Source organism: Brevibacterium sp. HMSC22B09, from assembly GCF_001806795.1.
Lineage (GTDB): Bacteria > Actinomycetota > Actinomycetes > Actinomycetales > Brevibacteriaceae > Brevibacterium > Brevibacterium ravenspurgense.
Genome location: NZ_KV786010.1, coordinates 1 through 21,740, shown reverse-complemented (window position 1 = coordinate 21,740; position 21,740 = coordinate 1). Strand labels below are relative to the sequence as shown.

The following is a 21,740-nucleotide window of genomic DNA, read 5'->3' as shown; positions in this document are numbered from 1 at the left end:
CAAAAAGCGCGAAATTGGCCATTTTGCACAATCTGCGTCCATAAGGGTGGAGCATTTCACACCAAGTTCGGCACCACCCGGGCTCGATGTGCAATAGCCTAGACACATATCCGAAGTCCCTTAAACGCGAGAGGAATTGCTTTGGACAACAAGAACAAGGGCCCCATCCTCAATGGTCTCCCCGCGAATGTCCCGGACATCGACCCACAGGAGACGCAGGACTGGATCGACTCCCTTGACGCGCTTGTAGAAGAGGGCGGCACTGCACGTGCCCGCTACATCATGCTCAACCTCATCCAGCGCGCTCGCCAGCAGCGAATCGGCGTTCCCAGCCTGACTGCCACTGACTACGTCAACACCATCGGCGCTGAAGACGAACCGTGGTTCCCCGGAGACGAAGAAGTCGAACGTCGCTTCCGCAGGTGGATTCGCTGGAACGCAGCCGTGCAGGTCCAGCGCGCACAGCGCGAGGGCATTGGCGTCGGCGGACACATTTCGACGTATGCCTCTGCCGCGACCCTCTACGAAGTGGGCCTTAACCACTTCTTCCGCGGCAAAGACCACCCCGGCGGCGGCGACCACATCTTCTACCAGGGCCACGCTTCCCCCGGCATGTATGCACGCGCCTTCCTCGAAGGCCGCCTCAGCGCCGAGCAGATGGACGGCTTCCGCCAGCAGTCCTCCCACTACGTCAACGGCAAGCCCTTCGGTCTGCCCTCCTACCCGCACCCGCGGCAGATGCCGGACTTCTGGGAGCACCCCACAGTCTCCATGGGCATCGGCCCCCAGGCCGCCATTTCGCAGGCGCAGTTCGACCGCTACCTGCACAACCGCGGCATCAAGGACACCAGCCAGCAGCACACCTGGGCTTTCCTCGGCGACGGCGAAATGGACGAGCCCGAAGCACGCGGCATGCTCCAGTACGCCGCCTACGAAGAGCTCGACAACCTGACCTTCGTCATCAACTGCAACCTGCAGCGTCTCGACGGCCCGGTCCGCGGCAACGGCAAGATCATCCAGGAACTCGAATCCTGGTTCCGAGGTGCCGGTTGGAACGTCATCAAGGTCATCTGGGGCCGCGAGTGGGACCCGCTGCTGGCCAAGGACCGCGACGGCGCCCTGGTCAATCTGATGAACGCCACCCCGGACGGCGACTACCAGACCTACAAGGGCGAGTCCGGTGGATTTGTCCGCGACAACTTCTTCGGTCGCGACCCCCGCACGAAGGCCATGGTCGAGGACTACACCGACCAGCAGATCTGGAACCTCAAGCGCGGCGGCCACGACTACCGCAAGGTGTACGCGGCGTACAAGGCAGCACTTGAGCACACCGGCCAGCCGACCGTCATCCTCGTCAAGACCGTCAAGGGCTACTCGCTCGGACCTCACTTCGAGGCCCGCAACGCGACCCACCAGATGAAGACGATGGCGCTCGAAGACCTCAAGGCCGCTCGCGACCACTTCTCCATCCCGATCTCCGACAAGCAGCTCGAAGAGAACCCGGAACTCCCGCCGTACTACCATCCCGGTGAGGACGCACCGGAGATCAAGTACCTCCTCGACCGCCGTCGTGAACTCGGCGGCTTCACACCCGAACGCCGCTCGAAGTACGTCGACATCAAACTGCCCGACGACAAGGTCTTCGAACCAGGCATGCGCGGCTCCGGCAAGCAGGAAATCGCCTCGACCATGGCGTTTGTCCGCATCCTCAAGGACCTCATGCGCGACAAGGAGTTCGGCAAGCGCGTCGTGCCGATCATCCCTGACGAAGCCCGCACTTTCGGCATGGACTCCTTCTTCCCCACGAAGAAGATCTACAACCCGCACGGCCAGAACTACATTTCGGTCGACCGTGACCTCTTCCTGTCCTACAAGGAAGCGACTGACGGCCAGCTGCTGCACATGGGCATCAACGAATCCGGTTCGACAACCGCTCTGACCGCCGCGGGCACCAGCTACGCCACGCACGGCGAACCCATGATTCCGTTCTACATCTTCTACTCGATGTTCGGATTCCAGCGTTCGGGCGACCAGTTCTGGGCGGCCAGCGACCAGATGGCACGCGGATTCATCCTCGGTGCCACCGCAGGACGCACCACCCTGACCGGTGAGGGTCTGCAGCACGGCGATGGACACTCCCACGTCCTGTCTTCGACCTTCCCGTCAATCGTGTCCTACGACCCGGCCTACGCCTACGAAATCGCGACCATCATCCGCGACGGTCTGCACCGGATGTACGACCCCGAAGACCCGCGCCAGGATCCGAACGTCATGTACTACATCACGATGTACAACGAACCGATGGTCCAGCCGAAGGCACCGGAAGACCTCGACACCGAGGGCATCATCAAGGGTCTGTACAAGCTCAAGGACGGCAACAAGACCGAAGGCCCGAAGGTTCAGCTCATGGCCTCCGGTGTTGGCGTGCCGTGGATCCTCGAGGCCCAGGAGATCCTGGAAAAGGACTGGGGAGTCAGCGCCGACGTGTGGTCTGTCACCTCGTGGCAGGAGCTGCGCCGTGACGGCCTGGAAGCCGACGACGCTCGTCTGCTCGATCCGGAGGCTGAACACCGGGTCCCCTTCGTCACGCAGAAGCTGCTGGGCTCGGAAGGTCCGGTCATCGCCACGAGCGACTTCACCAGGACCGTTCCGGACATGATCCGCCAGTACGTGCCGAACCACTTCACGAGCCTCGGAGCTGACGGCTACGCGATCTCCGACACGCGTCCGGCAGCCCGCCGTTACTTCCTCATCGACGCTCACTCGGTTGTCGTTCAGGCCCTCATCAGCCTGGCAGACACCGGAGAGATCGACATGTCGAAGGCTGCGGAGGCCGCTAAGAAGTATGGACTCGACGACCCGCGCAAGGGCGTATCGGGCACCACCGGCGGCGACGCCTGATGAGCACAGCCGCGCGGCAGTGATTCCGCCGCAGAAGGGGCCGGGGCCACTCCCCGGCCCCTTTTGTGTATCAAATACAAGACTTTTGTCGTTTTAGCGCTATTGTTGTGCTCATGCCCGACCATGAAGCACCTGGCGCGAAGACCGCTGATCGCGCTGACACGATTCGCCGCCTCGAGGCCGGTCAGCGCACGCTGTCGAACCTGACGCTGAAGCGCATTGAGGGACGCCTGCGCTGGTTCTCCCAGCTGTCCTCAGCTGACAAAGGTTGGGTCGTCGTGCTTGCGAACTCGGGAATTTCGTCATTCATCGAGTGGTATCGCAATCCCACCCGGCACCTGCGGGTCATCAACGACATCTTCAAATCCGCACCGAAGGAACTCGTCCGGTCGGTTTCGCTGCAGCAGACTCTGCAGCTGCTGCGCGTAGTCGTCGAAGTGGTCGAAGAGCGGGTGAGCGATCTTGCGCGCGCTGGCGAACAGGCCGAACTGCGCGAGGCGGTGCTCATCTATTCGCGCGAAATCGCCTTTGCCGCCGCCGATGTGTATGCACGCGCCGCCGAGGCGCGGGGCAGCTGGGACGCTCGACTCGAAGCGATGGTCATCGACGCTCTCGTTCGCGGCGATTCCGTTGACGAACTGGCCAGTCGCACCGCCGCCTACGGCTGGAACTCTGAGGGATCCATTCGCGTCATCATGGGACGCGCGCCGCGCCGCAAAGACCGCGCCTCGATCGAAGAAGTGCGTGCAACGGCTAAAAAATGGGCCGAAGACGCGCTGGTCGGCGTCCATTCCGATCGTCTGCTCATCGTGCTTGGCGGCGTGTCTGACATCGAAGCGGCCGCTGAGGACCTATCGCCGTTCTTCGGACCGTCGGACATCGTCATCGGCCCGGAGGTCAGTTCGTTCGCCGAAGCGGGAACGAGCGCATCAGCGGCCGTGTGGGGTCTGCGCACAGCACGCGCCCGGCCCGACACTCCCCGTCCCGTCTTCGCCGATGATCTTCTTCCCGAACGCGCCATGGCAGGTGACCGCAGCGCCGTGCGCGCCCTTGTGACTTCCTACTACGAACCCCTGGCAACAGGGTCCGGCCAGCTTCTGGCAACCGCCGCTGCCTATCTCGAATACGGCGGTGCGCTGGAAACAACCGCACGGGCCCTGGATGTTCACCCGAACACCGTCCGCTATCGACTCAAGAAGCTCACAGAAGCTCTTGGGATCGATCCGACCGAAGCGCGGTCGGGCTTCGTCATACGGATCGCTTTGGTGTATGGCCACCTGCACAGCGCAGGGCAGTTGTACGCCCACAACAATTCACGCTGAGGTTTCAGCCAAATACACTATCGTCATTGCGCAGTCGAGAAAGTTGGAGAGCTTTGCTAGTTGTTGCCTGCCCGGGTCAGGGCGCCCAGAAGTCCGGATTCCTCACGCCTTTTATGGAGATCGACAGCTTTAAGCAGACGATCGCCAGCGCTTCCGAAGCGGTCGGCCTTGACCTTATTGCCCACGGCACCACATCGGATGACGAAACCATCAAGGACACCGCTATTGCGCAGCCGCTCCTTGTTGCATCCGCAATCGCCTCGGCACGCGAAGTCCTCGGCGACACCGCACCCAGCTTCTACGCGGGACACTCGGTGGGTGAAATCGGCGCCGCGGCACTCGCGGGCATTCTCACGGATTCTGACGCCATGAACTTCGTCGGCGTCCGCTCCCGGGGCATGGCCCAGGCTTCCAAGGCCGTGCCCACGGGTATGGCTGCTGTCATCGGCGGAGTCCAGGATGACGTCCTCGCGGCAATTGAGGCTGCGGGCCTTCAGCCGGCCAACGTCAACGGCGGCGGACAGATCGTCGCCGCCGGAGCCCTTGAGAACATCGACAAGCTCAAGGACAACCCTCCGGAGCGCACCCGCGTCATCCCACTGCAGGTGGCCGGTGCATTCCACACCGACTTCATGGCATCGGCACAGCCTGAACTGCAGGAACTGGCCGATTCACTCAACCCAAACGACCCGACCGTGTCGATCCTGTCGAACCGCGACGGCCGTCCGGTCGAGAACGGCCGCGAGTACGTCCAGTCCCTGGTTTCGCAGGTCACCTCGCCCGTCAGATGGGACCTGTGCCAGCAGACTCTCGTGGAGGCCGGGGTCACTGGTCTGCTCGAACTCCTACCCGGTGGAACGCTGACCGGAATTGCCCGACGCGGCATGAAGGGCGTTGAGACCTTCGCTTTGACATCGGCCGATCAGCTCGACGAAGCACGCGCCTTCGTCGCCGCCCACGCCTAAGAAAGGGATCAACGTGGCAACTCTCAAGACCGCGACCCCGCAGGGATATTCCCGCATCGCCGGCATCGGAGCCGGTCGATCGAACGTTGTCGTACACAACAACGACATCGTCGGCCCCATCGATTCGTCTGACGAATGGATTCAGCAGCGCACCGGCATCGTCACGCGCCGCCGCGCCGACAAAGATACGAGCCTCATCGACATGTCCCTGGAGGCGTCCAAGGAGGCAATCGCGAACGCCGGGCTTACGCCCGAAGACATCGGCGCGATCATCATCGCGACCGTAACCTTCCCCTACCCGACGCCGTCAGCGGCAGCGAAACTCGCAGCTGAACTGGGCACCGGCCCGATCCCCGCCTGGGATATTTCAGCCGCGTGCGCCGGCTACTGCTACGGCATCGCCCAGGCCGACGCTGTCGTGCGCTCGGGCATGGCCGACAACGTCCTCGTGGTCGGCGCTGAGAAGCTCTCCGACTGGATCGACCCGACAGACCGGACGATTTCCTTCATCCTCGGAGACGGTGCGGGAGCTGCCGTCGTGCAGTCTTCCGACAGGCCCGGCATTTCACAGTCGGTTATCGGATCAAACCCGCAGAAGTGGGACACCATCAAAATGCACGCATCGTTCTTCGAATACCGGGACGACCGCGAAGTTGGATTCCCCACACTGCGCCAAGACGGACCGTCCGTTTTCCGCTGGGCCGTCTACGACATGGTCGAGATCGCCAAGGAGGCGCTCGATGCCGCCGGCGTTCAGGCTTCCGACCTCGCCGCATTCGTGCCACACCAGGCGAACATGCGGATCATCGACAACCTGGCAAAGCAGCTCGGCGTTCCCGACTCCGTCGTGATCGGCCGAGACATTGCAGAGAACGGCAACACATCATCGGCGTCCATTCCGCTGGCAACCCACCGCCTGCTGAAGGAAAACCCGGAGCTGTCCGGCGGCCTGTCCCTGCAGATAGGCTTCGGCGCCGGCCTGGTGTACGGAGCCCAGGTAGTGCAGCTCCCCTGATTGACTTGGAGACCGCTGAGTCACGGGACACAGCGCGCCTCCTGACGTAATATCGATTCGGGCATTCGTCGAATCAATGTCACACGACTGCAAGCAGTCAAAGAGAAAGAGGAAACTATGGCTAACACCGAAGCAGAAGTCCTTGCAGGACTCGCAGAAATCGTCAACGAAGAAACCGGCCTCGCCGTCGACGCTGTTGAACCGCAGAAGTCGTTCACCGATGACCTCGACATCGACTCGATCTCGATGATGACCATCGTCGTCAACGCTGAGAAGAAGTTCGACGTCAAGATCCCGGACGACGACGTCAAGGACCTGGAAACCGTCCAGAACGCTGTTGACTACATCGTGAAGGCTCAGCAGGCCTGATCTCCCTAAGCCGCCGGGCTCGCACGAGCTCGGCGGCTTACCCCCAAGATTCGACGAGGTAACCACATGACTTCCACAGTTGTCGTCACCGGCATCGGCGCTGTCACCCCTCTGGGCGGCACCGCCGAAGAAACCTGGGAATCAGCTCTCGCCGGCACGTCCGGTGTCAAAGCACTCGACAACGACTGGCAGGAAAAATACGACATCCCTGTCAACTTTGCGGCTGCCGTCGATCCGGCAGTTGTCGAAGACAAGCTCACACGAGTCCAGGCCAAGCGCCTTGACCCCTCCAGCCAGTTCGCACTGATCTCCGCCAAAGAGGCTATGGCTGATGCCGGCTTCAGCGAAGAGGGCGCCGAAGTCGATGCTGATCGACTCGCCGTTTCGTGGGCCACGGGCATCGGAGGCGTCTGGAGCCTGCTCAACGGCTGGGACACTCTGCGCGAAGAGGGCTCCCGCCGCGTTATGCCGCTGACCGTCCCCATGCTCATGCCCAACGGCCCCGCCGCTGCCATCGGCATGGAATACCACGCCCACGCAGGTGTGCAGACGGTTGTCTCCGCGTGCGCTTCGTCCACCGAAAGCATTGGCCACGCCTTTGACGTGCTCAGGTCCGGCCGCGCTGACGTCGTGATTGCAGGCGGTTCAGAAAGCGCCATTCACCCGTTCACAATGTCGGCCTTCTCATCGATGCGCGCCCTTTCGCGCCGTACCGATTCGCCTGAAACCGCATCGCGTCCCTACGACGTCGACCGTGACGGCTTTGTCATGGGCGAAGGCGCTGGCGCTCTCGTGCTGGAAACCAAGGAGCACGCAGAAGCGCGCGGCGCGAAGATCTATGCGGAGCTCGGCGGCTGGGGCGTCACCAACGACGCGCACCACATCACCGCCAACGAACCCGAAGGCAAGTACGCCCTGCGGGCCATGCGCCAGGCGCTCGAATGCGCCGAGCTCAAGCCTGAGGACATCAAGCACATCAATGCCCACGCAACCTCGACGCCGGTCGGCGATGTGCCGGAATCCCTGGCTATCAACGCACTGCTCGGCGAGCACACACACGATGCTCTGGTGACCGGCACGAAGTCCATGACCGGCCACCTGCTCGGCGGTGCGGGCGCTGTTGAAGCGATCTTCACCGTCCTGGCTCTGCACAACCGCGTGGCCCCGCCGACGATCAACATTGAGAATGTCGATCCGAAGATCGATCTCAACATCGTTCGCGATAAGCCAGCAGAACTGCCCGACGGTCCGATCGCCGCACTGTCGAACTCGTTCGGCTTCGGCGGTCACAACGCCGTCGTTCTTTTCAAGAGCGTCTGATCTTCAGCAGCTGACTGTTTCGGGGTGGGTATCGCTGCGATACCCACCCCGAAGTGTTTCTGCCACAGGGCCTAAGCCGACGCGCGGTCAGCGGCTCTGATGGCTGAATGAGAGTCCCCCCGGCCGGACTTGAACCGGCGACCAAGGGATTATGAGTCCCCTGCTCTAACCAGCTGAGCTACAGGGGGTCAGAACATCGACAGCATAGCAGTGCGCACACGGGGACGGTATTTCTCTTCTTAGCGTTTTGCACTATCATGGCTAGGAACCTCTTGGCGTTTCGATTCGTGGGGAAGACGTTTTCGGAACGATCAAGGAGGCAAAGTGAATAACACTCAGGGCGTACTGTTCGTCCACTCTGCACCGCGTGCGCTGTGCCCTCACATTGAATGGGCCGCAGGCGGTGCTATTGGTGCCCAAGCAAAGTTTGACTGGTCACCGCAGCCGGCAGCTCCCGGTCTGCTGCGGGCAGAAGTCTGCTGGGCAGCCCCGGCTGGGTCAGGCGCTAAGATCGCGTCTGCTCTCAAAGGCTGGGCCAATGTTCGCTACGAAGTCACCGAGGAAGCGTCCCCGGGATTCGACGGCGCACGGTGGAGCCATACACCGGACCTCGGCATTTTCCATGCGCTGACCGACGTCCACGGCAACATTGTCGTCGGCGAGGACATCATCCGCGCTGTCATGGCACGCTCCGCCGGAGACTCCGAGCGCATGCAGGCCGAAATGTCCCTCGCCCTGGGCCAGGCCTGGGATGACGAGCTCGAAGCTTTCCGTCGCGCCGGAGAAGGCGCACCGATTCGCTGGCTTTCCCGCGCAGTCTGAATTAAACGCTCCACCGAGCACCACTCCGCCCGGTTCCGTTGGCTTTGCCTCTTGGCCAACGGAACCGGGCGGTCTTTGCAACCGAAGTGTTCTTGGCCTTCAGCGCTTCTGCAGGCGAATGCGGGAAAGAACTGACCGCGCGGCGTCGACGCTGGTGTAGCGCTCGGTCGTAATGAACAGGTCGAATTCGCGGCGACCGTCCGAGCCCAGCTCGTTGCGGCGGTGCGCACTGACCATGCTCGACCAGTCCGGCCCGACAACGATGACCGCGTATTCGTCGCGCAGCGCATCGGAATGGTCAACCGGTCCAGACCGGACACTCGGCATCGGCGATTCTTCGAAACCACCCGATAGGACCGCAGCAAGCCCCGCAGTCCTGCCAACAGACCGATACACCTGTTCGACCTTGTCGGGCAGCTTCTCTTCTTCGCCGAACACACCGACGACGAGCGCTGAAGATCCCGCCGAGGACGCCCGCTGCAGCAGCTGCACCATGTGCTCGATCATGAAGTCGTAGTCGACGACCAGCGGATCAGTCTGCAGCCCCAGCGCGATTGAATAGGGCGTACCCTGAATCTGTTTGTTGCGGGTGTAGTGCCCAGACAGCGCATCTTCGGGAGGGATGGTCACCGGGTTCGGCTTTTCCGTAGGCTCGGCGTACAGTTCCCCCGTGGCGAACCGCGCACCAAGCGCATTCACCATGATGAGGTCGTCCTCGGAATCAACACCCTCGGCAACAATGACCGCCCCGGTGCGTTCAACGTGGGCTCGCAAGAGCATATTGAGCTTAGCCAGGTGTTCTTTGTCTTCTATTTTGAGCACGCCCGGGTGGAGAGCCACCACCGCGGGATTGACCAGCGGCAGATAAGCCGTTGTAGCAAGGTCGAGCCCGACGCCCGATATCCCCATCGACCAGCCCAGCTGGCGGGCGGAGCGCACTGAACGCAGCACTGACCCCGGCTGAGCGGCGATGCTCAACGGGTCGAGCTGCAGGATGATCCGAGCGTCGCGATCCGTGCGGTCTTCAAGAGTGACGAGCGATTCCGGTTCAGCGTTCACAAACAGTCGCGTGTGGGATTCAAGACCCGCGGCTTCGGCATCCCGAAGAGTCTGTTCGCGGATGGACGAATCGATGTCCCCCACCATGTGCGAATCGCGGACGGCCCGTCGCAGATCTTGGGGGCTGATCGGTGCTCCGTCGGTGTCTGCACTGTGTCTGACGCGGTACCCGGCGTCCATGCCGGTAATGACATCAACGACTGGAGAAAACAGCGAACGCACTCCCCCGGAGCGCACAAGCTCTTCGAGGTCCGGACCTCCGATGGCGTTGGCATCGTGTGTCACTGGCGCTACTCCCCTTTTCCTTTTGCGGGCGCTGCCAGTGTCTCACACACAGGCTGCCGCGGTCAGAAAACCGTCACGTGCGCGCAAACTTCGCACAGGGTTCAGCTGGAAGATACGGTCTGGCGGCCCGGAGGCTGACTGCCGCCCCGGCGGCCCGAAACGATCACATCCCAGACGGCCACCGCGGCGGCCGCACTCATGATGACGCCGATGACGGTGAAAGCAGTGATGAACGCAGCGTCCCAGCCTGCAGTCGCTTGGACCGCGAACAGGGTTCCGGTGATGGCGGCGATGCCCACCGCCGTACCGACCCTCTGCCCAGTCTGGAGCACCCCGCCGGCGGCTCCGGAATCCCGGACCGGCACCTCGAGCAGGGTGAGAGTCTGGTTGGGACTGACGATGACGCCCTGTGCCGTGCCCAGAACAGACAGCGGGAGCATAAGCCACCAGATGCTCACGAGCCCCGCCTGAGCAAGCAGAACAACACCGATCGAACCGGCAACGCACACAATGGCGATCACCATGCCCCAGAGAACCAGGCGTCGACCGTAGGCGAAGACCCTGCGGCCGGCCCAGGCAGAGGTCCCGATGGTTCCGAGTGCTCCCGGAAGTCCAATAAGACCAGCCTGCAGCGCGGTGAAATCGTGACCACCCTGCAGGAACACCGCAGACACAACCCAGATGCTGGTCGTGCCCATGAAATACAGGCCGATGAGCAGTGAGCCGTTTGCGAAGCTCGGGATCCGGAAGAGACTGAGATCAACCATCGGTTCGCGCCCGCGGGCCTTGTAGCGCTTCTCCCAGGCAACCCAAACGCCGATGAGTGCAAGGCCCACAAACACGAGCGAGAACACCCAGGCACCGAGTGCGCGCTCCATGAAGGGCAGCATGATCAGCAGGATCGCCAGCGCGAAGAGCACTGTTCCAACCGGGTCCATGTCGGCGCGGGACTTTCCACGACCGTCAGTCTCGGCTGTGTCAGCAGCACTCGTCCACGCACTCGCCGGGAACAGGCGAAACGCTGCAAAAGCCCCGATGAGCGCGAAGGGAACGTTGATGAGGAAGGACGCACGCCAGCCCCAGCCGTCACCGAAAGCAGCCATGAAGACCCCGCCGAGCACAGGACCGATCGCCACCGAAATGCCGACCGTCGAACCGAAGTAGCCGAATGCGCGGCCGCGTTCAGGGCCGGAGAAATACTGTTGGATGATGCCGACGGTCTGCGGATTCAGCAGCCCGGAACCAAAGCCCATGAGGACGCGGGCAATGTTGAGCACGATGTCGTTCGGCGCCAATCCGGCAAGCAGCGACGCTGCGCCGAACAGGATCGAACCGATGACGAACAGGCGACCGCGCCCATACACGTCTCCAGCACGCCCGGCTGCAACCAGAAGCACGCCGAAAGACAGCGTGTAGCCGGACAGAACCCACTGAAGAGCCGATGACGGCGCGTCAAGATCCCGGCCTATGCCCGGCAGGACGACGTTGACGATCGACACGCTCAGCAGCGACATGAACACCGGAATGAGCACTACCAACAGAATCTGCCTCTGCTGCTGTGTCAGCTTTCCGGAACTCACGCTGTGCGCCGCCTTTCGTCATTCAGCAGGAGGATCTGCTGCCTTCGGTAGTCAGATGTAAACCGGTTCCCGAGGTGGAACTCAGTTTTTCGAGTTTCTTCAGTTCTGAAGACAACCCGAGTAGATCTCTTCAAAGGTATCGAGAGTTGCTGAGATATCGTGACGAGCCGCAATCTTCTGCGCGGCCAGGCTCATAGCCTCGCGCTCATCAAGAGGGGCCGTGGCGATTTCAGTGAACGCCTGCGCGTATCCGTCGATGTCCCTGGGTGCGATGAGTCGACCGTTGACTCCGTCCTCGCAAAGGTGCGGGAGGGCCACCGCATCTGCAAGAACCACGGGAACACCCGTAGCCAGAGCCTCGAGTGTTGCAATCGACTGCAGTTCAGCGGTTGAGGGCATGCAGAAAATGTCTGCTCGCTGGTAGGCGGCCACGAGTTCAGCATCGCTGACCTTCCCGCGCAGAACCACGCGATCAGCAACTCCAAGCTTGTCTGCAAGGTCCGCCAGTGCTTTTTCCTGTTCGCCCGCGCCGATGATCTCAGCCCGCAGGTCCAGCGCCGGATCGGTCTTGGCAATTGCCTCGATGATGTCCTCGATGTGCTTCTCAGCCGACAGACGACCGACAAAGAGGATTGTCGGCGAGGTGCCGGCCTTGTCCTCTGCTGGGTCGGCAGGGTGGAAGTGGGACAGGTCGATGCCGCAGGACACTGCTCGGATCGGCTTGTCAAAGCCGTGTTGGTGGAGCAGGTCCGCGGCCAATTGGGTGGGAACCGTGATGTAGTCAGCAGACTGGTATTTCTTCTTCAAGTCCCACCATGCGGCCTTTTCGGCCGCAGCGACGATCGCCCCGGGCGCACTGACGTATGGCACGACGTTCTGGGGCATGAAGTGGTTGGTGCCCACAATGGGGATGTGACGGCGACGCGCCGTCGTAAAAGCACGCCGTCCGATGACGAAATGTGCCTGGGTATGGATGATATCGGGCTGAATCTGGTCGATCAGCCGGTCGAATGCCGGCGCGACGTCCCAGGGCATGCAGATCATCCACGTGGGATGCAGCGGCCAGCGCAGAGATTTGATGTAGTGGACCTCAACGCCGTAGTCGTCCGCTCGATGGTAGGCCATGCCCGAGGGTGAAGGGCAGATGACGTGGACTCTGTGCCCGCGTCCAGCCAGACCTTGGGCGAGCTGCTGGGCGAATGTTGCAGCGCCGTTGACTTCCGGGGCGTAGGTTTCGGCGGGAATGACGATTGTGAGGGGACGGTTCATGCTCGCTGTGAGGTTGGGGACTGGGTGCTCTCGTCACGCTCTCGGCGTTCAAGCACATCGGGGTGAAAGCGAGCGAGGACGATAACTCCCAAGCACGCTACCAGTCCGGCCGCAACCATAATCACAGGAACCCACAACGGTGCGGCAGCGGCCTCATCGAGTACGACAACACCGAGGATCACCGCGACGATCGGGTCGATCACCGTCAGGCCTGCAATGACGATTTCCGGCGGTCCCGAAGCGTAGCCGGCCTGCACAAACCACGAACCTATTCCACCGCACGCGGCAACACACAAGAGGTTGCTCCAGGTCACTGCCGGCAGTCCCCCGGCAAGGAACTGAGACGCGCAGATATGCGTATTGGTTGCCACACACGCAAAGAGAATGGCCGCGCTGACCACGTTGAACAGCTGATGCGGTCGGCGCTGAACAAGGCGGCCCACAACGGTGATTGCGAGAAGTGCCGCTGAGACCCACACCATTGGGAGGGCCTCAGCACCGAATCTGACGCGAGACACGGCAAAGAGCGAAGAAACTCCTACAAAACCGGCGACACCGGCGACACAGAGAAGAACCGACGTGTAGACGCGCCTCTTGAACACCAGACCACGAGCGAATCGGGCGATGAGGACGGAAACGGCCAGCGAGATGGCACCGACGGGCTGAACAACCATGACGGGGGCAAGAGCAAGGGACAGGACACCGGCGGTGACGGCGATGACCATGATCGCGGTGCCCAGCAGCCACCTGCCCGATTTGAACAGTTGGAAGAATGAGCGAATGCCGAAGCGCTCGGAGTCGTGCGATGTCGTTACACCGGAGTGCTGCACAGCCGCACCTGCGGCAAGTCCTACCGCAGATACCAGTGCAAACCCCAAGGCTGCCCAAATGATCACTCCAGCACTGTACAGGGTTCGAGTGCAGACCCGCTGAGAGAACTGGCGGGGAGGGAAATCGAAGACGGAAAAGCCCCGATCCTGAGATCGGGGCTGAAGCGCTCCTCCGGCTGGGCTCGAACCAGCGACCCTTCGATTAACAGTCGAATGCTCTGCCAACTGAGCTACGGAGGATTAGTGCTCTTCTTGAGCACGAGTCATAACTCTAGAACACCCTGCGCACAGATGCAAATCCATCCCACGACAGCCAACGAGGTCCACCTCGGGAGCGGTCAAGAGTTCGCCCTGCAGAGCAGAGTTCGCAGGAAATCCAGCACAACCACATGAGGAGCAAACCGCCCGCCACCGGCGAAAACTCGCACTATCTAGGGAATGTTCAAGCCGACGCGCCGGTCATTTCATAAATTCCCTGTGACAATGTTGCAGTTTTGTCATATTATGGCTTCTTGAAACTCAACAGCCTAGGCTTCGACCTTCTTCCTCCTTCGAGTCGGGCCGTTAGTTTTTATACGGGGAAACATGTCTCTTTTGAATAAAGTGACGGTCGCCGCAACAGCGACTGTCATGCTATTCGGCACGGGCATCGCATCCGGTTCCGCGGTCAGCGCTGCCCCCGCTACTTCCCAGGGAGACACTGGCGAGACCAGCAGCCTGGGTGGTACGCAGATTTCAACCGAATCTGAAGAAGCCGGACCGGCGCAGATGGCCTCCGCTGCCGCTGAGCACGCACAGCTGCTCGGCAATGCGACCGGTGAAGTCAAGTGCGTCATCAAGGACAACGGCTGCTACCAGGCGTTCGCGCAGGGTGCGCTGTTCTTCTCACCTGTGACGGGCGCCGAACCGGTCGTTGACAAGATGTGGCAGCAGTACCGCGCCAACGGCTTTGAAAACGGCTCGTGGGGCTACCCGCTCGACGCACCCGTCACCAACGAAGACGGTTCCGTCACCCAGCGCTTCCAGGGCGGCGTGAAGGAGGTTGCGGCTCCCGCACCGGAGCCTGCACCGCAGCCGGAATCTGAAACGCAGCCGGCACCGGGCGGCAACACCGACAACGGCCAGGAACAGAGCCCTGAACCTTCTTCCGAAGCTTCACAGGAGCCTTCGGAAGCACCGTCGACGCAGGCACCGCAGCCGGCGCCCAAACCCTCACCGAAGCCGGAATCGAAGAAGCCTGCTCCGAAACCAAAACCGAAGCCGAAGCCTAAGAAGACGGATTCGAAGCCCAAGAAGTCGAAGAAGGTTTCTGAAGACCAGCTGCGCAAGAACATCATCAAAGAAGCGCGCAAGGGAATCGGAACCCGCTACGTGTGGGGCGGCACAAGCCCCACGAAGGGCTGGGACTGCTCGGGCTTCACTCAGTACGTGTACAAGAAGAACGGAATCAACATTCCGCGAGTGTCCGGCGCACAGCGCAGCGCCGGCAAGGTGGTCAAGGCATCTGAGGCCAAGCCCGGCGACATCATCTGGGTACCCGGTCACGTCGGCATCGTGTCCGACAAGAAGGGCAAGATGATCGACGCGGGTTCACGCCGCACCGGCACATCCGAGCGCAGCTACGCCTGGATGGTCAAACGCGGAGCGAAGTTCATCCGCTACATCTGATAAGCGCAGGTCAGCTCAGCTGACACCGCGTTGAAAGACACAGAAAGAGCCGCAGACTTAACTGTCTGCGGCTCTTTCTATCTGCCTGCGCTTCCGCAGTGGTGTGTTCCGTCGGCGCTCAGCCTGCGGAGACGATCTCCGCTCCTTCTGCGCGCAGCTCGACCTTGCGGATCTTGCCCGAAACCGTCATGGGGAAAGACTCACGGACTTCGACATAGCGTGGAATCTTGTAGTGGGCCAGTTTGCCCTGAGCGAATTCGCGTACATCTTCCGCTGTCAGTGTTTCCACTCCTTCGCGGAGGATGACCCAGGCCATGAGCTCTTCGCCGTACTTGGGGTCGGGCACACCGACCACCTGCACATCGCGAATTGACGGGTGCGTGTAGAGGAACTCTTCGATTTCGCGCGGGTAGACGTTTTCGCCGCCGCGAATCACCATGTCTTTGATTCGTCCCGAAATGTCGAGGTATCCCGCTTCGTTCATGATCCCGAGGTCCCCGGTGTGCATCCAGCCATCGGCATCGAGCACCTCGGCGGTTTTGTCGGGCTGATTCCAGTAGCCCTTCATGACGCAGTAGCCGCGTGTGCACACTTCGCCCTTCTGCCCCCGGGGCAGGGTCTCCCCCGTCACGGGGTCGACGACCTTGACTTCCGTGTGCGGCATGACCGTCCCGACGGTTTCCGTGCGGGCTTCGAGTGAATCATCAACTCGGGTCATGGTCGACACGGGCGCGGTCTCCGTCATTCCGTAGCAGATGGCAACTTCGGACATGTGCATCCGCTCGATAACAGCCCGCATGACTTCGACGGGGCACGTGGATCCCGCCATGACGCCTGTGCGCAGCGTTGAAAGGTCGTAGTCGTCGAAGTTCGACAGTTCAAGTTCGGCGATGAACATCGTCGGCACGCCGTACAGCGATGTCGCTTTCGTCTTCTCCACCGCGCTCAGGGCAGCACTCGGTTCGAATCCTGCGCTTGGGATCACAGCCGTGCTTCCGTGGCTGAACGCAGCGAGGATGCCGATGACCATGCCGAAGCAGTGGAAGAATGGCACGGGAAGGACGACCGTGTCCTCTTCTGCGTACGCGAGGTTTTCGCCGATCAGGTAGCCGTTGTTGAGGATGTTGTGGTGGGTGAGCGTCACACCCTTGGGGAAGCCGGTTGTTCCCGAGGTGTACTGCAGGTTGATCGGCTCGTCACAGCTGAGCGAATCCGTGATCTGGCGGATGCGCGTGCGCACTTTGGCACCTTCGTCCGCCAGAAGCCTCTCCCCGGCTTCGAGGAGAGCGGAGAACTTTTCCTCCGGCGCGATCTCGTGTTGTTTCATCGGTATTGCGGTCGGTTCGTGCGATGTGTCGACGTAGACCACTGACAGGTTCTCAAGTTTTGCGGCGACCGCCCTGCTCACTTCGACGAAGTCGATGTGAGGAGGTGCCGATACCTGGCTGATGAGCATCGTGGCACCGGAGTGCTCGAGGATGAACTCGAGTTCGTGTTCCCGATAGGCCGGGTTGATGTTGACGATAATGACGCCGAGTTTGGCCGCCGCGTACATCGTCAGCACCCATTCGGGAATGTTCTGGGCGAAGATCCCGAGGCGGTCGCCCTTATTCAGGCCGCGTTCCATAAGGGCGGCGGCCAGGCGATCGGTGTCACGCTCAAGTTCGGCATAGGTCCACGTGCGGCCGGTGGGTAGGTCGAGAAGCGCTTGCGCGTCGGGCGTCTGCGCTGCCTGTGTGGCGAAATTGCCGGCAATCGTGTCTCCGAGAAGCCCTGCTGAAGCGGGGCCGGATGAATATGACAGGGTCACGACTCTGTGCTCCTTGCTGTTGTTTTTCACACGCCTGTGTGCGATGCGCATCACTTTGCCACAAACGAGGCACTGTTTCTACAGACACCCGCGACCACCCGGATGTTCGCACCTATCATGGGGGTATGGGCAAAGTCATAGTCCTCGGTTCGATCAACATCGACACGGTCATCCGCGCTCCCCGCTACCCCAGACTGGGTGAAACACTCATGGCGAACAGCGTGCGCACCATGCCCGGCGGAAAAGGAGCCAATCAGGCTGTTGCCGCACACCGGTCGGGCGCTGAAACGCTCCTCTTGTCCTGTGTTGGTTCGGATGCCCAGGGGGCGTTCTACCGCAAGCATCTTCAAGCTTCCGGCCTGAGTACGGAGTTTGTGCGCACGACCTCGGGGCCCACCGGGTCCGCGACGATCGTCGTCGAAGATTCCGGCAACAACGCGATTCTGTTTGATCCGGGCGCGAACGCCGCGGTCGGCGAACCGGAGATTGAGGTCATTCTTGAGCATGCACAGCCCGGGGATGTCCTGACGATCGTGTTGGAAATCCAAGACCAGGTGGCTTTGCGCGCCCTTGCAGCCGCTCAAGAACGCGGCGTGACAACCCTGCTCAACCCCTCCCCCTGGACGCAGGCAGCCCAGAGCCTCGCCGACTCCGCTGACATCGTGATCGTCAACGAACAGGAATCAGCACGACTCAACCGCGTTGACGAAAGGGTGTGCATCACCTTCGGCGCTCAGGGCGCTCTGTGGCGCGGCATTCACGCACCCGCGCGCCGAATAGAGGCCGTCGACACAACGGGCGCGGGCGATACGTTCGCGGGAACACTGGCCGCAGCCGTTGCCCGGGGACTCTCGACCGAAGAAGCTTTGCAGGCCGCAACAGAAGCCGCGACCGACATCTGCGAACGCGATGGCGCGCAGGACTGGCAAACACTGAGCAACTAAAACTTTGCCCGGCGTTAATTTGGCGTTAACGTAAACCTTGTCATCATTCGGTTCCACACCGACCCACATCCGCCTGAGCACGCTCTGCGGTCACGGGTCCTTCACCGCGCGGAGCCGATCTCGCACATAAGCGGAAGAAGACAGTGGATTTCGTCGTACTCATCGTCGTGCTCGTCATCGCCTTGGCGCTGTTCTTCGATTTCACCAACGGCTTTCACGACACGGCCAACGCAATGGCGACCCCGATTGCAACAGGGGCCCTCAAACCGAAAACAGCCGTGGGGCTCGCAGCAATCCTCAACCTCATCGGCGCGCTCCTGTCGACGGAAGTCTCCAAGACAGTCTCGGGCGGCATCATCAACGAGGACCGGATAGGCGGGGATCTGTTCCCCTCCCTCATCTTCGCCGGACTGATCGGCGCCATCTGCTGGAACATGCTCACGTGGCTCTTGGGCCTGCCCTCAAGTTCGTCGCACGCTCTTTTCGGCGGACTGATCGGCGCGACGATGGTCGGTATCGGGTTCACAGCCGTCAACATCGGCGGCGTCCTGTCCAAGATCGTTCTGCCAGCCATCCTCTCGCCGCTGACAGCCGGCATCATCGCCTTCGTCGCGACCAAGGTCGCATACGGCGTTACCCGCCGCTACGACAAAAAGCCCTCGGGCCGTGACGGGTTTCGGTGGGGTCAGATCCTCACTTCAAGCCTCGTTGCACTCGCCCACGGAACGAACGACGCGCAGAAGACGATGGGCGTGATCACCCTCGTCCTTATCGCGGTCGGCTGGCAGTCGTCTGCCGATCACGATCCGCAGATGTGGGTTGTCCTCGCCTGCGCCTTCACAATTGCCCTGGGTACGTACATGGGCGGCTGGCGAATCATCCACACGCTCGGCAAGGGCCTCACCCAGGTGCGCCCAGCCCAGGGATTCGCCGCGGAGTCCTCCACAGCAGCGACGATTCTCGCCTCGTCCGCCCTCGGCTTCGCACTGTCGACAACCCAGGTCGCGTCAGGTTCTGTCATCGGTTCGGGCATGGGCAGGCGCGGTTCAACCGTGAAATGGTCCATGGCCGGAAAGATCGTGCTCGGCTGGCTGGTCACTCTGCCGGCCGCAGGCCTCATCGGGGCTCTTGCCGCGATCTTCGTTGTTCTTCTGGGCAACATCGGTCTTGTCATTGACTTCATCGCAGCCACTGCAATTGTTCTCGGCCTCTACCTGTACTCGAAGCGCGACAGCGGCGAACCCGACGAAGCGCTGTCACACGATGTCGCCGATGCCGGTTTCGCGGTGGATGTCGACACGGATCCCCCGCCCACGCCGCGGCAGGCACGCGCCCAAGAGCGCCGCCGCAGTGAACGGATTGGCATCGACGGCGACAGCGGAAAGGAAGAATCGTGATCACAATCGACTGGGCCGCATTCCTCCTGGTGTTTGTCTCCGCTTTGGCGGGAGCCGTGTTCCTCGTGGGCTTCTATGCCCTCGGGCTGCGTCTGCTTGTGGCCGGCGGCAAGCCTCCGGTGGTGCACCCGGCAGAATTCCCCGATGCCATCACCGTGATGTCACCCAAGCAGATCCGCAAGGCGGAAAAGAAAGCAGCCAAAGCAGCCAAAAAGGTGCCGCTGTCGCCTGGTGCGCAGAAGCTCGTGCTGCTGTGCGCCTACTGCTGCTTTGCCCTGTGCGCAGCCGTCATCGTCTTCGGTGTTCTGCTGCTGTTGGTGTTCCGCTGATACTCCCGCTCTCCCAGGATTTGTGACGGTTGGGCCGATAGGGTGAGAAGCATGGCCGAAAACTCACCTCACAGCTCCAAGCAGGGGCGCAGTCGCACCGCCTACATCATCATCGCCATTATCGCGGTGGCTGCCTTCATCGCGGTTGTCGCACTCGCACAGCTCACGTCCGGCGGCACGCCCTCCGGTGACGAGCAGGCACAGCGCAGTGCCCCCTCCGCCTCGTCCGCCGATGGGGACAATGCGCAGGAAGAAGGCGATTCATCGGAAGGCGCTGAAGCCGCCGCAGCCGGCGAGGAAGGCGAATGGGTTCGCCGGGACGCAGACGACTCCGCCGCTGTTGGCGATGTTGACGCTCCCGTCGTCATCACCGAATGGACCGACCCGCGCTGCCCGTTCTGTGCGCACTTCCACAACAACATCCTTCCGGACCTGCAGAAGAAATACGTTGACACCGGCAAGGTGCGCTTCGAATTCATCACCGTGGCGTTCTTCGGCGAACAGTCCGCGGCCGCCGGCGCAGCTATGGAAGCTGCCGGCAAACAGGGCAAGTACAGCGAGTATTCGGATGCCCTCTATGCGGCCGCGCCCGACAAGGGCCACCCCGATCTTCCGGAAGACAAGCTGGTGGAGTTTGCCGAAACCGCTGGTGTTGGCGATATCGAGAAGTTCCGCAAAGACATGAACGACCAGGCGCTCATCGACAAGGTCAATGACGAAACTGCGAAGGCTCAGCAGTACTACGGAATCCAGGCAGTGCCCTTCTTTGCATCGTCCGATGGCGAAAGCGCACTGCGCGGAGCGCAGCCGGTGGAGAACTTCGAAGAATTCATTGACGAACAGCTGGAGAAGGCCGAAGCTCAATGAGCCTGGGGCTTCTTGGAGCTTTTGCCGGCGGAGTTCTCACACTCTTGAGCCCGTGCTCGGCAATGCTCCTGCCGGCATTCTTTTCCTACGCTTTCACGTCACCAAAAGAGCTGCTGGGAAGGACCTTCATCTTCTACCTGGGGCTGGTGACCACGCTCGTCCCGCTGGGAATTCTTGCCGGTTCAGTCGGCGCCTTTGTCACGATCCACCGCGAAGCTGTCGTGGCGGTGGCCGCTGTCGTGGTCGCCATCATGGGTGTTCTCACAGCTCTCAACGTGAATCTCCCGTTCATGCCCTCAGGCGTCCAGAGTGCAGGGCGTTCATCCGCATCGGTCTATCTTCTCGGTGCTGTGTACGGGGTGGCGGGTGTCTGTGCGGGGCCTATTCTCGGAGCTGTTCTGACGGTCGCCGCGGCAAGCGCATCCGCGCTGTGGGGTGGCCTGATCCTTGTGTTCTTCGCTGCAGGCATGGCTCTGCCTCTTGTACTGCTGTCAGCCCTGTGGACGCGCCTGCCCGCTGTCCAGAAAATGGTCCGCCCGCGACCGGTTTCGTTCGGACCCATCACAACCACGTGGACGAACCTGATCGGCGGTCTGCTCATGGTGGCACTTGCCGCACTGCTGTTCTTCACGAGCGGCACGGCCAAGCTGACTGGCTTCCTCGGCGCAGGAACGCAGGCGCGCATTGAAGGGTGGGTTCTGCAGAATTCATCAGCCGGCGTCGAGTTCGTCATTCTCGGTGCCATTGCCGTGATCACTGCAGTAATCGCCGTCGTTGTTCTCAAACGCCGCGGTCCGCGCAATGACTGACTTCACGGACCGTCGATTTTGCATTGGTCCGATGCATGGTCTAAGCTAGTACCTGTTGCCCAGACGGGTTCTGGGGGATTGGCGCAGTTGGTAGCGCGTCTCCATGGCATGGAGAAGGTCAGGGGTTCGAATCCCCTATCCTCCACTCGTGTGAAGTCCCGGGACATCGTTCACTCGAT

18 protein-coding genes and 3 tRNA genes are annotated in these 21,740 nt (G+C 61.6%); 14 read left to right on the top strand and 7 right to left on the bottom strand.

Annotation, left to right across the window (positions count from 1 at the left end; genetic code table 11):
• Window positions 1–141 precede the first annotated feature (141 nt).
• From aceE to fabF, 6 genes are all read left to right on the top strand, one after another.
• On the top strand, window positions 142–2,901 hold the full coding sequence (gene aceE, locus HMPREF3087_RS04800) for a pyruvate dehydrogenase (acetyl-transferring), homodimeric type (protein WP_070428279.1): 2,760 nt from the start codon (window positions 142–144) through the stop codon (window positions 2,899–2,901).
• A 113-nt stretch (window positions 2,902–3,014) separates the two neighbouring features.
• The gene (locus HMPREF3087_RS04795; RefSeq protein ID WP_070428317.1) at window positions 3,015–4,223 is read left to right on the top strand and encodes a PucR family transcriptional regulator; all 1,209 of its coding nucleotides are present in this window, start codon (window positions 3,015–3,017) and stop codon (window positions 4,221–4,223) included.
• Between the two features lie 53 nt (window positions 4,224–4,276).
• The gene (locus tag HMPREF3087_RS04790; RefSeq protein WP_070428278.1) at window positions 4,277–5,188 is read left to right on the top strand and encodes an ACP S-malonyltransferase; all 912 of its coding nucleotides are present in this window, start codon (window positions 4,277–4,279) and stop codon (window positions 5,186–5,188) included.
• Window positions 5,189–5,201: 13 nt separating this feature from the next.
• Window positions 5,202–6,203 carry a beta-ketoacyl-ACP synthase III gene (locus HMPREF3087_RS04785; protein ID WP_070428277.1) on the top strand — a complete coding sequence of 334 codons (1,002 nt, stop codon included), beginning with the start codon at window positions 5,202–5,204 and terminating at the stop codon, window positions 6,201–6,203.
• A 117-nt stretch (window positions 6,204–6,320) separates the two neighbouring features.
• Window positions 6,321–6,572 carry an acyl carrier protein gene (locus HMPREF3087_RS04780; RefSeq protein WP_019175348.1) on the top strand — a complete coding sequence of 84 codons (252 nt, stop codon included), beginning with the start codon at window positions 6,321–6,323 and terminating at the stop codon, window positions 6,570–6,572.
• Window positions 6,573–6,638: 66 nt separating this feature from the next.
• Window positions 6,639–7,892, top strand: a complete 1,254-nt coding sequence (gene fabF / locus HMPREF3087_RS04775) for a beta-ketoacyl-ACP synthase II (RefSeq protein ID WP_019175349.1) — start codon at window positions 6,639–6,641, stop codon at window positions 7,890–7,892.
• A gap of 114 nt (window positions 7,893–8,006) precedes the next feature.
• Here fabF and HMPREF3087_RS04770 read toward each other — a convergent pair.
• Window positions 8,007–8,080: transfer RNA gene (locus HMPREF3087_RS04770), tRNA-Ile, on the bottom strand.
• Between the two features lie 136 nt (window positions 8,081–8,216).
• On the opposite strand from HMPREF3087_RS04770, the gene HMPREF3087_RS04765 reads away from it, so the two are divergent.
• Complete coding sequence (locus HMPREF3087_RS04765) at window positions 8,217–8,714, top strand: DUF3145 domain-containing protein (protein WP_019175350.1); 498 nt, start codon at window positions 8,217–8,219, stop codon at window positions 8,712–8,714.
• 99 nt (window positions 8,715–8,813) lie between these two features.
• Here the strand turns inward: HMPREF3087_RS04765 and HMPREF3087_RS04760 are convergent, their stop codons facing one another.
• From HMPREF3087_RS04760 to HMPREF3087_RS04740, 5 genes are all read right to left on the bottom strand, one after another.
• Window positions 8,814–10,058 (bottom strand): EAL domain-containing protein, encoded by a 1,245-nt coding sequence (locus HMPREF3087_RS04760; protein ID WP_061942702.1) that lies wholly within the window; start codon window positions 10,056–10,058, stop codon window positions 8,814–8,816.
• Window positions 10,059–10,159: 101 nt separating this feature from the next.
• Window positions 10,160–11,638: an MFS transporter gene (locus HMPREF3087_RS04755; RefSeq protein WP_062021579.1), complete on the bottom strand. Its 1,479-nt coding sequence runs from the start codon at window positions 11,636–11,638 to the stop codon at window positions 10,160–10,162.
• A 99-nt stretch (window positions 11,639–11,737) separates the two neighbouring features.
• Window positions 11,738–12,907: a glycosyltransferase gene (locus tag HMPREF3087_RS04750; protein ID WP_070428276.1), complete on the bottom strand. Its 1,170-nt coding sequence runs from the start codon at window positions 12,905–12,907 to the stop codon at window positions 11,738–11,740.
• The gene (locus HMPREF3087_RS04745; protein WP_141738875.1) at window positions 12,904–13,803 is read right to left on the bottom strand and encodes a DMT family protein; all 900 of its coding nucleotides are present in this window, start codon (window positions 13,801–13,803) and stop codon (window positions 12,904–12,906) included. The genes HMPREF3087_RS04750 and HMPREF3087_RS04745 overlap by 4 nt, the downstream gene beginning before the upstream one ends.
• Window positions 13,804–13,904: 101 nt before the next feature.
• Window positions 13,905–13,977 (bottom strand) — tRNA-Asn (locus HMPREF3087_RS04740).
• 345 nt (window positions 13,978–14,322) lie between these two features.
• Here HMPREF3087_RS04740 and HMPREF3087_RS04735 point away from each other — a divergent pair.
• On the top strand, window positions 14,323–15,405 hold the full coding sequence (locus HMPREF3087_RS04735; protein WP_141738874.1) for an NlpC/P60 family protein: 1,083 nt from the start codon (window positions 14,323–14,325) through the stop codon (window positions 15,403–15,405).
• A gap of 118 nt (window positions 15,406–15,523) precedes the next feature.
• Here HMPREF3087_RS04735 and HMPREF3087_RS04730 read toward each other — a convergent pair whose 3' ends face one another.
• A complete protein-coding gene (locus HMPREF3087_RS04730) occupies window positions 15,524–17,266 on the bottom strand; it encodes an AMP-binding protein (RefSeq protein WP_070428274.1) in 1,743 nt (580 codons plus the stop codon).
• 74 nt (window positions 17,267–17,340) lie between these two features.
• Between HMPREF3087_RS04730 and HMPREF3087_RS04725 the strand changes: the two genes are divergently transcribed.
• The 6 genes from HMPREF3087_RS04725 (at window position 17,341) to HMPREF3087_RS04700 (ending at window position 21,706) form a co-directional block, all read left to right on the top strand.
• Window positions 17,341–18,159 (top strand): ribokinase, encoded by an 819-nt coding sequence (locus tag HMPREF3087_RS04725; RefSeq protein ID WP_070428273.1) that lies wholly within the window; start codon window positions 17,341–17,343, stop codon window positions 18,157–18,159.
• 143 nt (window positions 18,160–18,302) lie between these two features.
• Window positions 18,303–19,556, top strand: a complete 1,254-nt coding sequence (locus HMPREF3087_RS04720; protein WP_070428272.1) for an inorganic phosphate transporter — start codon at window positions 18,303–18,305, stop codon at window positions 19,554–19,556.
• Window positions 19,553–19,885 carry a peptidase gene (locus tag HMPREF3087_RS04715; RefSeq protein ID WP_370919318.1) on the top strand — a complete coding sequence of 111 codons (333 nt, stop codon included), beginning with the start codon at window positions 19,553–19,555 and terminating at the stop codon, window positions 19,883–19,885. The genes HMPREF3087_RS04720 and HMPREF3087_RS04715 overlap by 4 nt, the downstream gene beginning before the upstream one ends.
• Window positions 19,886–19,936: 51 nt before the next feature.
• Entirely contained in the window at window positions 19,937–20,752 is an 816-nt protein-coding gene (locus tag HMPREF3087_RS04710; RefSeq protein WP_070428270.1) for a DsbA family protein, read from the top strand.
• Window positions 20,749–21,561 (top strand): cytochrome c biogenesis CcdA family protein, encoded by an 813-nt coding sequence (locus HMPREF3087_RS04705; protein ID WP_062021602.1) that lies wholly within the window; start codon window positions 20,749–20,751, stop codon window positions 21,559–21,561. Before HMPREF3087_RS04710 ends, HMPREF3087_RS04705 begins: the two co-directional genes overlap by 4 nt.
• Window positions 21,562–21,633: 72 nt before the next feature.
• Window positions 21,634–21,706 (top strand) — tRNA-Ala (locus HMPREF3087_RS04700).
• Window positions 21,707–21,740 lie beyond the last annotated feature (34 nt).

Excerpts from the sequence above, each read along its gene's own strand:
- HMPREF3087_RS04795 (WP_070428317.1), top strand. The coding sequence starts at position 3,015 with ATGCCCGACCATGAAGCACCTGGCGCGAAGACCGCTGATCGCGCTGAC.
- HMPREF3087_RS04780 (WP_019175348.1), top strand. The coding sequence starts at position 6,321 with ATGGCTAACACCGAAGCAGAAGTCCTTGCAGGACTCGCAGAAATCGTC.
- fabF (WP_019175349.1), top strand. The coding sequence starts at position 6,639 with ATGACTTCCACAGTTGTCGTCACCGGCATCGGCGCTGTCACCCCTCTG.
- HMPREF3087_RS04750 (WP_070428276.1), bottom strand. The coding sequence starts at position 12,907 with ATGAACCGTCCCCTCACAATCGTCATTCCCGCCGAAACCTACGCCCCG.
- HMPREF3087_RS04735 (WP_141738874.1), top strand. The coding sequence starts at position 14,323 with ATGTCTCTTTTGAATAAAGTGACGGTCGCCGCAACAGCGACTGTCATG.
- HMPREF3087_RS04730 (WP_070428274.1), bottom strand. The coding sequence starts at position 17,266 with ATGCGCATCGCACACAGGCGTGTGAAAAACAACAGCAAGGAGCACAGA.
- HMPREF3087_RS04725 (WP_070428273.1), top strand. The coding sequence starts at position 17,341 with ATGGGCAAAGTCATAGTCCTCGGTTCGATCAACATCGACACGGTCATC.
- HMPREF3087_RS04710 (WP_070428270.1), top strand. The coding sequence starts at position 19,937 with ATGGCCGAAAACTCACCTCACAGCTCCAAGCAGGGGCGCAGTCGCACC.
- HMPREF3087_RS04705 (WP_062021602.1), top strand. The coding sequence starts at position 20,749 with ATGAGCCTGGGGCTTCTTGGAGCTTTTGCCGGCGGAGTTCTCACACTC.